Origin of the sequence: Agrobacterium sp. (genome assembly GCF_032092815.1) — a bacterium.
In the GTDB taxonomy this organism is placed as follows: domain Bacteria; phylum Pseudomonadota; class Alphaproteobacteria; order Rhizobiales; family Rhizobiaceae; genus Agrobacterium.
This window is the reverse complement of record NZ_DAMDBP010000004.1, coordinates 108,100-120,800: the sequence shown is the minus strand read 5'-3', so window position 1 is coordinate 120,800 and position 12,701 is coordinate 108,100. Positions and strand designations below refer to the sequence as shown.

General features: G+C 56.1%; 12 protein-coding genes. 10 read left to right on the top strand and 2 right to left on the bottom strand.

Annotated features, from left to right (window positions below):
- The 10 genes from RT613_RS03360 to RT613_RS03315 all read left to right on the top strand — a co-directional run.
- A partial coding sequence (locus RT613_RS03360) for an ABC transporter permease (RefSeq protein WP_313612981.1) occupies positions 1-649 on the top strand: 649 nt, incomplete at its 5' end.
- Complete coding sequence (locus RT613_RS03355; protein ID WP_313612979.1) at positions 646-1,479, top strand: ABC transporter permease; 834 nt, start codon at positions 646-648, stop codon at positions 1,477-1,479. The genes RT613_RS03360 and RT613_RS03355, both read left to right, overlap by 4 nt.
- Positions 1,476-2,366 carry an ABC transporter ATP-binding protein gene (locus RT613_RS03350; protein ID WP_313612977.1) on the top strand — a complete coding sequence of 297 codons (891 nt, stop codon included), beginning with the start codon at positions 1,476-1,478 and terminating at the stop codon, positions 2,364-2,366. The genes RT613_RS03355 and RT613_RS03350 overlap by 4 nt, the downstream gene beginning before the upstream one ends.
- Complete coding sequence (locus RT613_RS03345) at positions 2,363-3,175, top strand: ABC transporter ATP-binding protein (protein WP_313612975.1); 813 nt, start codon at positions 2,363-2,365, stop codon at positions 3,173-3,175. Before RT613_RS03350 ends, RT613_RS03345 begins: the two co-directional genes overlap by 4 nt.
- Positions 3,168-3,665: a GAF domain-containing protein gene (locus RT613_RS03340; protein WP_313612973.1), complete on the top strand. Its 498-nt coding sequence runs from the start codon at positions 3,168-3,170 to the stop codon at positions 3,663-3,665. The genes RT613_RS03345 and RT613_RS03340 overlap by 8 nt, the downstream gene beginning before the upstream one ends.
- Before the next feature lies 1 nt (position 3,666).
- Positions 3,667-5,742 carry a hydantoinase/oxoprolinase family protein gene (locus RT613_RS03335; RefSeq protein ID WP_313612971.1) on the top strand — a complete coding sequence of 692 codons (2,076 nt, stop codon included), beginning with the start codon at positions 3,667-3,669 and terminating at the stop codon, positions 5,740-5,742.
- Positions 5,743-5,753: 11 nt separating this feature from the next.
- On the top strand, positions 5,754-7,418 hold the full coding sequence (locus RT613_RS03330; RefSeq protein ID WP_313612970.1) for a hydantoinase B/oxoprolinase family protein: 1,665 nt from the start codon (positions 5,754-5,756) through the stop codon (positions 7,416-7,418).
- 9 nt (positions 7,419-7,427) lie between these two features.
- Entirely contained in the window at positions 7,428-8,240 is an 813-nt protein-coding gene (locus RT613_RS03325; protein WP_313612968.1) for an aspartate/glutamate racemase family protein, read from the top strand.
- A 12-nt stretch (positions 8,241-8,252) separates the two neighbouring features.
- The gene (locus RT613_RS03320; RefSeq protein ID WP_313612967.1) at positions 8,253-9,356 is read left to right on the top strand and encodes an aminopeptidase P family protein; all 1,104 of its coding nucleotides are present in this window, start codon (positions 8,253-8,255) and stop codon (positions 9,354-9,356) included.
- A gap of 33 nt (positions 9,357-9,389) precedes the next feature.
- Positions 9,390-10,394, top strand: coding sequence for a zinc-binding dehydrogenase (locus RT613_RS03315; protein ID WP_313612966.1), 1,005 nt, complete (start codon positions 9,390-9,392; stop codon positions 10,392-10,394).
- 6 nt (positions 10,395-10,400) lie between these two features.
- Here RT613_RS03315 and RT613_RS03310 read toward each other — a convergent pair whose 3' ends face one another.
- Complete coding sequence (locus RT613_RS03310; protein ID WP_313612964.1) at positions 10,401-11,381, bottom strand: 3'-5' exonuclease; 981 nt, start codon at positions 11,379-11,381, stop codon at positions 10,401-10,403.
- Between the two features lie 71 nt (positions 11,382-11,452).
- Positions 11,453-12,701, bottom strand: a 1,249-nt coding sequence (locus tag RT613_RS03305; protein WP_313612962.1) for an OB-fold nucleic acid binding domain-containing protein, incomplete at its 5' end; no start/stop codon positions are given.

Below are 12,701 nucleotides of genomic sequence, written 5' to 3'. Positions count from 1 at the left end.
TCGTGGCACCGTCGTTGATCACGTCATCCGCCTTGTCACATTGCTTGGTGTGTCTGCCCCAGGTTTTGTCTGGGCCGTCATCCTGATGCTGGTCTTTGCCTATTACCTGCCGATTTTCCCGATCGCAGGTCGGATTGCGGATACCTTTACGATTGCACCGGTGACCGGCTTTCTGCTGGTCGACACATTGCTGGCTGGCCGCCCGGATGCATTTCTTGATGTCTTCTCCCATCTAATCCTGCCGGCTTTTGCGCTTGCGCTTTCCGGTATTGGACAGGCCGCCCGTCTCGTTCGTTCCAACATGGTGGAAACCTACGACAAGCCCTACATCGAAATGGCGCAGGCCTATGGTTTTCCCGAGAAACGTATTTCCCGTAAATATGCCTTCCGCCCTTCGATGATCCCGTCCTTGACGATTATCGGCCTCGATTTTGCAGCCATGCTCGGCAACGCATTTCTCATCGAAGCCGTCTACGCATGGCCTGGCCTTTCCCGTTACGGCGTTGCCGTGGTTTTGAGAAAAGATCTCAACGCCATCATCGGTACCGTTCTCATCATTTCCGCCATGTTCCTGATCGTCAATCTCATCGTTGACTTGCTGGTCTCGGTCATCAATCCCAAAATTCGCCTTGCACGGGGGAAAGCATGAGCAAAACCTTTTCCGTACTTGTGCGCAATCCGCTTTCCCTGATCGGCCTCATTCTGGTGGCGTTGGTGGTTTTGTCCGCCATCTTCGCCGATTTCATCGTGCCTTTCCCAGACCATCAGGGCGCTGTCGTTGACTTCGTCAACTTCAACAAAGCGCCTGAATGGCCTTACATTTTCGGCACTGATCTTGTCGGGCGAGACCTGTTCACCCGCATCATTTACGCCTATCGCGTCTCACTGATCCTTGGCATCGTCGTTCTGGCAATTGCAGTGCCGATCGGTGTCGCCATCGGCCTTGCTGCCGGTTACCTCGGTGGCTGGACGGAATATGTGCTGATGCGCATCACCGATGTGTTCCTGTCGATCCCACCTCTGGTCCTTGCCATGTCGATGATGGGCCTTCTGGAGCCGACCCTGACCAATGGCATGATCGCGGTCACCGCCATGTGGTGGCCCTGGTATACGCGCCTTGTCTACAACCTCGCCCGTGGCGAAAAAGAAGAAGGTTATGTGCTTGCCGCCGAAGTGATCGGCGCGTCGCGCCTGCACATCATGTTCCGCGAAATCCTGCCGAACTGCGTACCCTCGATCCTGACCAAGATGACGCTCGATTTCGGCTTCGTGATCCTCATCGCCTCCTCCCTCTCCTTCCTCGGCCTTGGCGTACAGCCGCCAACACCTGACCTGGGCTCGATGGTGGCTGAAGGTGCAAAATATCTGCCCGATAGTTGGTGGCTCACCGTCTTCCCCGGTCTTGCCATTCTGATTGCAGTGTTCGGTTTCAACCTGATCGGCGATGCGCTGCGCGAAATTCTGGGAGTGGATCAATGAAAACACCAACCCTGAAAATCGAAAACCTCAAGCTTGGTTTCAAGAGCTTCTCCGGCACAAACGCCGTGTTGCACGGCATATCTCTGCATATTGCCATGGGCGAGAAGGTGGCTCTGGTCGGTGAATCCGGTTCTGGAAAATCGGTGACGGCCCGCATCGTGCTGGGACTTCTGCAGGAACAGCGGAACGCCAAAATCACCGGCGGACTGGAGTTTGAAGGTCGTGATCTCAACAGCATGACGGCGCGAGAACGCAAGGCTTTGCGCGGCACTGACATGTCGATGATCTTTCAGGATCCGACCTCGTCGCTAAACCCGGTCTACACCATCGAGGTTCAGTTTCACGAAGTTCTCAAACGTGCGCGGCCCGATCTCAAACGCACAGAGGCCCGTGCACTTGCACTTCAGGCACTGGCAGATGTGGCCATCAACGAACCCGAACGGGTGCTGGATTCCTATGCCTTTCAGCTATCCGGTGGCATGAACCAGCGTGTGATGATTGCCATGGCGCTTGCCAACAACCCTGCCCTGCTTCTGGCCGACGAGCCTGGCACAGCACTTGATGTGACGGTACAGGCCCAGACACTGAAGCTGATGGGTGAGTTGGTGGAAAAACATCATACCTCAGTCCTGTTCATCTCGCACAATCTCGGTGTGGTGCGGGAATTCGCAGATCGGGTTTATGTGATCTACAAGGGCAACATCGTTGAACAGGGCAAGACTGAAACCCTGTTTGACAATCCCTCCCACCCCTATACCCGCGCGCTCCTGTCTGCCGTTCCACGCATTACGGGCGGCGGCATTCCCGACATTGACGACGATCCGGCGCATTTTCTGGCACCGCTTGTCGCGCATGAGGGCTTTAGCGAAAAGGAGCTGCTGGCATGAGCACACTTCTTTCGGTTTGCAACATTTCCAAAACCTTCAATGTCGCTGGACGTGAGGTTACGGCGCTACAAAACATCTCTTTTGACGTTGAGGCTGGAGAATGCCTGGCTGTCGTTGGTGAATCCGGCTCTGGCAAGAGCACGATCGCCAACATCATTTTGGGCATTTATGCAGCCACATCTGGTGATCTTGCCTTCAAAGGCGAACCGCTTCCGGCAAAACGGACACAGACACATCGTCAGAACATTCAGCTGGTTCAACAAAACCCGCTCTCGTCTCTCAATCCGCGCCGCAGCATCGGCGCCTCGTTGCGACTGGCTCTGGACGTTCACAATATCGGCGACAAGTCCGGACGGGACAAACGCACCGGCGAACTGCTGGAAGAGGTCGGATTGCCGGAAGATTTCCGCAAACGGTCTCCATCGGCACTATCCGGTGGCCAGCGTCAACGTGTGGCCATTGCCCGCGCGCTGGCCTGCCAGTCGGAACTGGTTGTTCTGGACGAACCAACATCCGCACTCGACGTGCTTGTACAGGCGCGTGTGCTGAAACTCTTGAAAGAGCTGAAGGACAAGCGTGGCTTGACCTACATCTTCATTACCCACGATCTGTCCGTGGTGCGCAATATCGCAGACCGTGTCGCCGTTTTTGAAAAAGGCCGCATCGTCGAAATCGGCAGCACGGACGCCATCTTCACCAATCCTCAACATGCCTACACACGCCGCCTTATCGGCGCAGTTCCGGTCGTCAGCCGCGATGAAGCGGCCTTGCGCGATCGCCTAATGGAGCAGGAAAATGCAAATGACTGACTATAGCGATTTCAATGCCGCACTCGCAGAAGCTGGAGACCAGCCGCATAAGGCCATGGTGGCGCTGGAAGCCCTGACAAAAAAGCTTGTCGGCGCAAAGCTCTTCACCATCATGACCGCAGACACCGTGGGTAAAAATTCCGAGCGTGTTTATTCCGGCCTGCCGGATGTCTACCCGGTTTCAGGCACCAAACCTTATAACGAGACCCGCTGGTCCGAAATCACTCTCAAGCAGAAGCAAACCTTCGTCGCCAACACGATCGAAGACATTGCCACGGTGTTCGATGACCACGAGATCATCAAATCCCTTGGTTTGGGCAGCGTCATCAACGTGCCGATCATTGTCGACGGCAAGGTTATCGGCACCCTCAACTGCCTACATGAAACCGGTTTTTACACGCCAGAGCGCGTGGCTGCGGCTGAAGCGCTGAAATTGCCGGGCACCATTTGCATGCTTCTTCACACCCAGAACAAGGCTGGAGCACACTGATATGAGCGGAAAAACCATTCGCGTCGCAACCGATGTCGGTGGCACGTTCACCGATCTCGTCTGCTTCGAAACGGACCACGCGACCGGTGAAGCAACCATCACCACCGCAAAGTCGGACACCACGCCCCCAAACTTCGAACAGGGTGTGCTCAATGTTCTGGATAAGGGCGGCATTGATCCTGCCAGCGTGGATTTCTTTGCGCATGGCACGACCGTTGTCATCAATGCGCTGACAGAGCGCAAGGGCGTCAAAGTTGGCCTGATCACCACAGAAGGTTTCCGTGACACGCTGGAAATCGCCCGTGGCAACCGCCCTGACTTTTTCAACCTGCATTATGAAAAGCCCGAAGTTTTTGTGCCGCGTTATCTGCGCCGTGAACTGCCGGGACGTTTCACCTACAAGGGCGAGGAAGTCACGCCGATTGATCTTTCCACACTGCCGGAGATCCTGAAAATCTTCCGAAATGATGGCGTTGAAGCCATCGCTGTCTGCTTCCTGCACTCCTATGCCAACCCATCGCATGAACAGGCTGTTATTGCCGAGATTGCAAAGCTTTGGCCAGAAGTCGCGGTCGTTTCCTCGCACCAGATCACCCGCGAATGGCGCGAATATGAGCGCAGCAACACCACTGTCATGTCGGCCTATGTGCAGCCAGCCGCCGAACGTTATCTCAAGCGGTTGAACGATGGCCTGAAAACCAAGGGTTTTGATGGAAACCTGTTCATCATGCAGTCCAACTGCGGCGTGGATTCACTGGATTCCGTTTCAAAAATTCCGATCACCATGGTCGAATCCGGCCCAGCCTCCGGTTTCTGGGGTGCAGCCGAACTCGGCAAGCTGATTGGTGAACCGAATGTGTTGGCGCTTGATATCGGTGGCACGACGGCAAAATGCTCGCTGATCGAAGGCGGTCAGGTCCGCATCATGACCGATTACTGGATCGAGCGCGACCGCACCTCCGCCGGATATCCGATCATGGTACCGGTCGTCGACCTCGTGGAAATCGGCAACGGTGGCGGCTCGATTTCCTGGGTGGATGATTTCGGCAAGCTGCATGTCGGTCCGAAATCGGCAGGCGCGATGCCTGGACCTGCGGCCTATGGCCGTGGCGGCACGGAAGCGACAACGACGGACGCCAATCTTTGGCTGGGACGTATCAACCGTGATTATTTCTGCGGCGGTTCGGTCGAGGCGGATATGGTCGCGACTGAAAAGGCGTTGAATGCCGTTGGCGACAAGCTTGGTGTCTCTGCCGACGAGGTTGCGCGTGGCATTATCCGTATTGCCAACAACAACATGGTCAATGCGCTGAAGCTGGTATCCCTGAACCGTGGTTTTGACCCGCGTGACTTCACGCTGGTGGCATTTGGCGGTGGTGGTGCCATGCATGCCGTGGCCCTGGGCATGGAACTAGGTGTCAAAAAGGTCGTCATCCCCGCGGGCGCTTCTGTTTTCTCCGCATGGGGCATGATGATGTCCGATCTGCGTCGCGATTATTTCGTGACCAAGCTGGCAGACCTGAAGGATGGTGCAGCGGCAATGATCGAAAAGCTGTTCGGCGAAAGCGAAACGCTGGCCAAGGAGCAGTTTGCCGCCGAAAACATCGATGCCAGCAAGGTCAAGTTCCTGCGCTATGGCAAGTTCCGCTACCAGAACCAGGAACATACGACAGAAGTTCTGATCGAGGGTGGCACGATAACGCAGGCACGTTTGCAAGACATCGAGACCGACTTCCACGAAAGCTATGAGCGTGAATACACCTATCGTCTCAAGGCGCCGGTGGAACTGGTCGGCATTCACCTCGTGGCTTTTGCCGAGGTTGGCAAACTGAAGATGCAGGAAAAGCCGCTCGGCAACAGCGATGCATCCGCCGCCGCGAAGAGCAAACGCAAGGTCGACTACGCGCTTGAAGGCGTGCACGAGGCGGCAATCTACGACGGCACAAGACTGCAGCCCGGCATGCAGTTCAAAGGCCCTGCCGTCATTGAAGACCCCGGCACCACCATCGTCATCCATCCCGACAATCGTGTCGAGGTCGATGGTTTCGGCAATATTCACATCCACCTTGGCGCCTGAAGGAGCGGGACATGGCAGAACAAATCCACGACCCCATCACGCTTGAAATCATCCAGAACTCGCTGCAGGCCACGGCTGACGAAATGTTTGCCGCCATGCGCAAGACGGCGATGAGCTCGATCATCTACGAAGTGTTGGACATGGGCACCGGCATTACTGATGCCAAGGGCCATCTGGCCTCATCAGGTGCTGGCATTCCTGGCTTCATCGGCGTTCTCGACAAGTCGGTTAAATTCGTCGTTCAGAAGTTCTCCGAACCAGGCGATATCGAACCCGGCGACGTTTTCATCACCAACGACCCCTATTATGGTGGCGTGACCCACCTCAACGATCTCATCGTGGTCATGCCGGTGTTCTCAGAAGGGCGGATCATTGCCTGGACGGCGAACATTGCCCACAATTCCGATATTGGTGGCATGGCACCGGGATCCCTGTCTTCAGAAGCCACGGAAATTTTCCAGGAAGGTTTGCGCCTGCCTGCCATCAAGATGATTTCGCGCGGCCAGCCCATTCGGCCAGTTTTTGAAATCATCACCACCAATTCCCGCATGCCAGACTTTCTGGAAGGCGATCTCTGGGCGGCAATCGCCTCAGTTCGCATCGGCGCGAAGCGGCTTGAAGAACTGGCGCTCAAATACGGCGTTTCAACCTTCGAAGCTGCCATGGTGCAGTTCATGAATTTTGGTGAACAGGTATCGCGTGCCGAGCTGGCCAAACTGCCGCACGGCACCTATACGCTTTCAGAAGAACAGGACGATGGGCGTTTCTTCAACGTCAAGATCACCGTCTCTGCCGATGAATTTACCGTCGATCTGCGTGACAACCCGGATCAAGACAACGGCCCGTTCAACGCCGGTCGTGATGACACGCTGGTCAGCATGCAGGTCATTTTCAAGGCGCTGACTGACCCCGCCTCCCCGGCCAATGAAGGCTCCTTCCGTCCGCTGAACGTGCTGACGAAAGAAGGCACCGTATTCCATGCCAAGGAACCGGCCGCCGTTGGCTTCTATTACGAAGTCGGCATTCGCGTTTACGATCTGGTCTGGCGCTGCCTTGCCCCGCACATGCCGGGCAAACTGCCATCCGGTCATTTCTCCTCGATTGCCGGCACCTTTATCGGCGGCATTCACCCGGATACCGGTCGGCAATACACCATCATTGAACCGCAGATCGGTGGCTGGGGCGCCAGCGAAGGCCGCGATGGCAACAGCGCAATCTTCTCCGGTGTGCATGGCGAAACCTATAATTGCCCGGCGGAAATCTCCGAGGCCCGCAATGGTCTGATCATCGACCGCATGGAGCTGAACACCGAACCGGGCGGCGAAGGCAAATGGTCAGGCGGCCACGGCATTCGCATCGACTACCGCATTCGTCGCGACAATTCCTTCCTGACGCTTGGTTATACCCGCTCACGCATCATGCCGTGGTCTCTGGATGGCGGCAATGAAGGGACGGCAAACTATGCCCTCGTCATGCGCAAGGATGGCGCACAGGAACGCCACGCCTATGCATCCGGCATCCGTGTCGACAAGGATGATGTGATCCGCATCATCACCGGTACTGGCGGCGGCTTGGGCAACCCGAAAGAACGCGATCCGGCACTGGTTGCGCAGGATATTCGCAATGGCTTCATCACGCCTGAGCGGGCAGCCGATGTCCATGGTTACAAGGTCTGAGGTCGCGCCATGACCAACAAACCTGTCAAGATCATGTATCTCAATCCGGTTGCCGCCAATCCTGAGGTCGATGCCATCTTTGCGGAGATGGCACGTGATCACAAGCTGCCGGGAACAGAGGTGCATGTCACTGCCTTGCCAAAAGACCAGTACGGTTTTTCGCATATCGAGTTTCGTACCTACGAGGCACTGGTTACCAGAGGCATCATGCGAGCGGTACGCGCCGCCGCGCAGGAAGGTTTCGACGCACTTGCCATCGGTTGTTTTTATGACACGGCCCTGCATGACGCCCGTGAAATATCAGGCGACATGATCATTACAGCGCCATGTGTTGCATCCTGTGAAATCGCCGCCAGCCTCGTCAATCGCTTCGGCATTATTGTTGGTCGCCGCAAATGGGTAAACCAGATGCACGCCAATGTCGTGGAGTATGGCCATGGCGAACGCCTCGCCGGGTTTTACGAGGTTGGGCTTGGTGTCGACGATTTCCAGAAAGACCATGACGAGACGGCACGTCGCTTGAAACAGGCGGGTCGCAAGGCCGTGGAAGAAGGTTACGCAGAAGCACTCATCCTTGGCTGCACCATGGAAATCGGTTTCTACAAGGAGCTTGAAAATGAGCTCGGTGTGCCGGTAATCGATCCGTCGATTGCAGCGTTGAAACGGGCAGAATATGCCGCCCTTCTCAAACAGCAATGCGGTTGGGGGCCGGGACGCAAATGGTCCTGCGAACCACCATCAGAAACAGAAATGGCAAAATTTGATGCCTTTGGCGGTGACGAACCCGTCTTTGGCAGCCGCATCATTATTGCGGCAAATTGAGAGGAGACATCTATGGGCAACCAGACACAAAACCGGCTTTCCGCCTTGCGCGCACAAATGAAGGCAACGGGGACGGGACTGCTGGCCGTTGGACCCGGTTCACATATGGAATGGGTTCTGGGCTTTCACCCGATGCCGGATGAGCGGCCTTGCCTTTTGCTGATTTCGGCTGAAAAAGAAGCATTTTTGATGCCGGCGCTCAATGCCGACGGCACTCGCGAGCATACCGACATTGCTTTCTTCAATTGGAGCGACGATCAGGGACCAGACAAGGCGCTGAAAGAAGCGCTTGAAGCGATCGGCGCGACGGCGCCTGGCGTGGTCGCGCTGGATGAAACCATGCGCGCCGACTTTGCTCTTCTTTTGCTGCATGCCTTACCGGACAACACGAAAAGCGAATTCACACCGGCGACCCTCGGCGGGCTGCGCATGCGCAAGGATGCCAGTGAATATGAAAAGCTGAAAATGAATGCCGGCATCGCCGACCGCGCCATGCAAAAGGCCTTTGCCACGCTGCGTCCGGGCCTCAGTGAAAACGAAGTTGCCGCAGAAATCCGTGCACATTTCTCCTCGGAAGGTGCTGATCCAAAATTCTGGATTGTTGGTGCTGGCGGCAATGGCGCGTTTCCCCATCACCATACTGGTGATCGGATCATCCAGAAGGGCGATGCTGTCGTGATCGACATCGGCGGTCGCAAGGATGGTTTCCCAAGCGATATTACCCGCATGGCCGTGGTTGGTGAGGCGCCGGAAGGTTATGCAGAAGTTCATGCCATTGTCGAAAGGGCAGTTCAGGCCGCTCTGAAAGCCGCCCGCCCCGGCGTGAAGGCAAAAGAGGTTGATGCTGCCGCGCGTTCGGTCATCACCGAAGCCGGATACGGTTCCTATTTCGTGCACCGGACTGGGCATGGCATGGGCATTGACGGCCACGAGCCACCTTATATCACTGCGACGTCGGAAACGGTGCTCGAAGAAGGTATGGTTTTTTCCATCGAACCCGGCATCTACCTGCCCGGCCGTTTCGGCATTCGACTGGAAGACATCGTCATCCTGCGCGCCGATGGCCCGGAGATTTTCTCCTCGCTACCGCGTGATCTCCACACCGCGAAAGCCTGATCCCTACACCGTTTTACAGGAAGGACAAAAGCCATGGCACGTGCCTGGGTCATCAACAGCTATTCCGGTTATCAGGGGCTTTCTTTCGTGGATGTGCCCGTCGAACAGCCGGGACCTGGAGAGATCAGGTTACGGGTCGAGGCTTTTGCCTTGAACTGGGGCGATATGGATCTGATGCTGGACAATTATTCCTTCAGCTTCCATGACTTTCCCGCCAGGATCGGCATGGAGGCTGCAGGCATCGTTGAAGCAGTCGGAGAGGGTGTCGATGGCATCGCCATTGGCGAACGGTATTGCACCCTGCCCTACTTCTATTACCAGCGCGGTGCCAGCACCGAGACGTTGATCATTGACGCCAGCTACGTAACACCGGCGCCAGATGGGCTTTCAGCAGTCGAAAGCGCCTCCATCTGGATGCAGTATATGACGGCCTATTTTCCTCTCGCCGAAATCTCAAAGGTCGGAGCTGGCAATCACGTGCTGGCAACGGCAGCAACCAGCACAGCTGGCACTGCGTCCTTGGAAATCGGACGCATTCTGGGTGCGACGATGATCGGCACGACCCGCTTTGCGGCCAATCGCGACTACCTGCAAACGAAGGGTGCTGACCATGTTGTCGTCACCGATGGCAAAGGCCCATCCGTTGCGGAACAACTCTTGGAAATGACCGGGGGCAAGGGCATCGATGCCGCTTTTGATCCGGTGGGCGAAACCATGATTGCGCAATATAGTCCGGCCTTGGCCAGGAACGCGCGCATCTATTTTTACGGCACGCTCGACACCAAGCCACCCGTCCTGCCGATGAAGGACATGTTCCAGAAAAACGCGACCTTCCAGCCCTACTCATTGTTCAACTACGTTGAAAATCCTGACATGTGCGCGCGTGGCAAGGCATTTGTCTACAAGCATCTAAAAGACGGGCGCATCAAACCTTCCATCGACCGGGTCTACCCGATGGAAGAGTACAAACAAGCCTGGGATTATCTGCGACAACCGCGCACCAGCCACGGCAAGGTGGTTATCAAGACAGGTCTTTGACCTGTCTCAGCCTGCCCGGAAACGATCAAATGCGGTCAGACGCCGAATGGGAGGATCGGCCTCCCAACGATAAATCTCGTTCCGCAGGAAATGCAGTTCTTCGTCGAATTTCTCTTCCGGCAATTCCACCCACCAGGATTTCGGGCGACCGTCGGAGCCATCCGACCATCGGTAACCGCGTGCCTTGAGATGATCCTTCATGTCGAAGGGCGAGTTTTCGGCATAGATGCGGACACGCGACAACTGGCTGGCGGCATGAAGTTCCGAAAATGGCGTGCTCACGGCGGGCGCGCGTTTCAGGGCAAGCACTTCAAGCAGGGCAAAACAGTCATCGACGGCGCGGTGACCATCGTGGAAGTAACCCGATTGCCCAATCAGATAGCCCAGCTTGCTGCCTTCAAAGCCCCGTGCCGACCAGTCGACTTCAGCAACCGAACAGCCCCAGGCCTTGTGAACAAAAACCGGTGAAAAGGCTTCACAGAACGGCCGATCAAAACCGGCATTATGCGCGATGATCAGATCAGCCGGTTCGATCAGGGAATTCATACGATCCCGGTCAATCGCTTGGCCGGCAACCATATCGTCGGTGATCCTGGTCAGCCGTGTAATCTCTGGCGGTATCGTTATGCTCGGCTGTTGAAGACCGCCATAAATATCCGTAACATCGCCGATCTGGCCGTCATCGTTAAAGGTGAAAGCCACCAGCCCGATCTCGATAATCTCATCAGAACGGTAATTCAGACCGGTTGTCTCGGTATCGAGAACAATGCCACGGCGCAGAAATTCCGGGCGCGGATGTTTAACGATCGGCGGCGCCTGCAGCTTGCGCAAGATACGATAATCGCCGGTGGACTCGAGATGTCGGGCCATCGCCTCGCTATCGACTGGAACCTCTTCCTGTCGTCCCCGTGCACGTGCCGGGGACCTGCCAATGCTTACGCTTGCAGATTTACCGGACGATGCAAAGAAGTCGAGTTGTGAAGTCATGCTGTTCCAATCCGTATTCGGCAACCTCGGGGCTAACAGAGTCGTCATCGCAGGGCAAGCAACGCTAGGTTCTATCGGAAGTCGCGCGTCTTGACCCTGATTTCACCCCGATGGCTGTGAGGCTCAAGGATGGCACCCGATTTTGGTCGGCCTCTTGGGTCCGGAGGCGGCATGCCATGGTGGAATTCATCCCCGCGCCCATGCGGCAGAGGAAATGGCTCGCCACGCTCCCCAACACTTGCCAATTCATGCGAAAGATCAATCAGTTCGCGGGCAACGACATGCACCACCTCTCCTTCCCGCTGAATATACCCTTTGATGCCCAACATGCTGGCACCAAGGACGATACTGCGCTGTTTTTCAAACACCTTGTGCCAGACCACGACATTGGCCACACCCGTTTCGTCTTCGATTGTAATGAACATCACACCCTTGGCCGATCCGGGTCGCTGGCGCACCAATATGATGCCGGCAACCTCAACCCATTGTTTGTCACGAGACGCCACCGCATCCGCGCAGGCCAAAATTCTCCGGCGTGTAAGATCGCCGCGCAGGAAACTGACCGGATGGTTGCGCAAGGTCAGCCCGACATGACTGTAGTCTTCTACAACCTCACCACCCTCTGGCATTGATCGTAAAACGACCGTCGGCTCATTCTGCTCCACCACGGATACCGCTTCCCGTCTTGCGGCAGCCACAAACAGTGGCAGCGGCTCATCGCGCAATGCCTTGATCGCCCAGAGTGCGTCGCGGCGTGCAAGACCCAATGAGGGGCGGAAGACATCCGCTTCTGCCAGTTCAACCAATGCGGAGGCAGGTATGGAACATCGCTGCCACAGATCATCGACCGAGAGGAAGGGCTGGTTGGCTCGAGCACCGATCAGCCGTCCAACATCATTGTTGGAAAGGCCTTTGACCATCCGCAAACCGAGCCGAACAGCTAAGCGACCATCATTGCTGTCACGTGGTTCAAGCGTGCAATCCCAACGGCTGGCATTCACACAGACAGGACGGATTTCCACGCCATGATTTTGGGCATCGCGAACGATCTGTGCTGGCACATAAAATCCCATCGGTTGCGAATTGATCAGTGCCGCACAGAAGACATCCGGGTGCCAGCATTTCAGCCAGGAAGAGGCATAGGCCAGCAGTGCGAAACTTGCCGCATGGCTTTCAGGAAAACCGTAGGAACCAAAACCCTCAAGCTGGCGGAATATTTTTCCCGCAAACTCTCTGTCATAACCATTCGCCACCATGCCATTGATCATTTTGATGCCGAAGGTGGATATGGTGCCAGTGTTTTTGAACGTGGCCATTGCC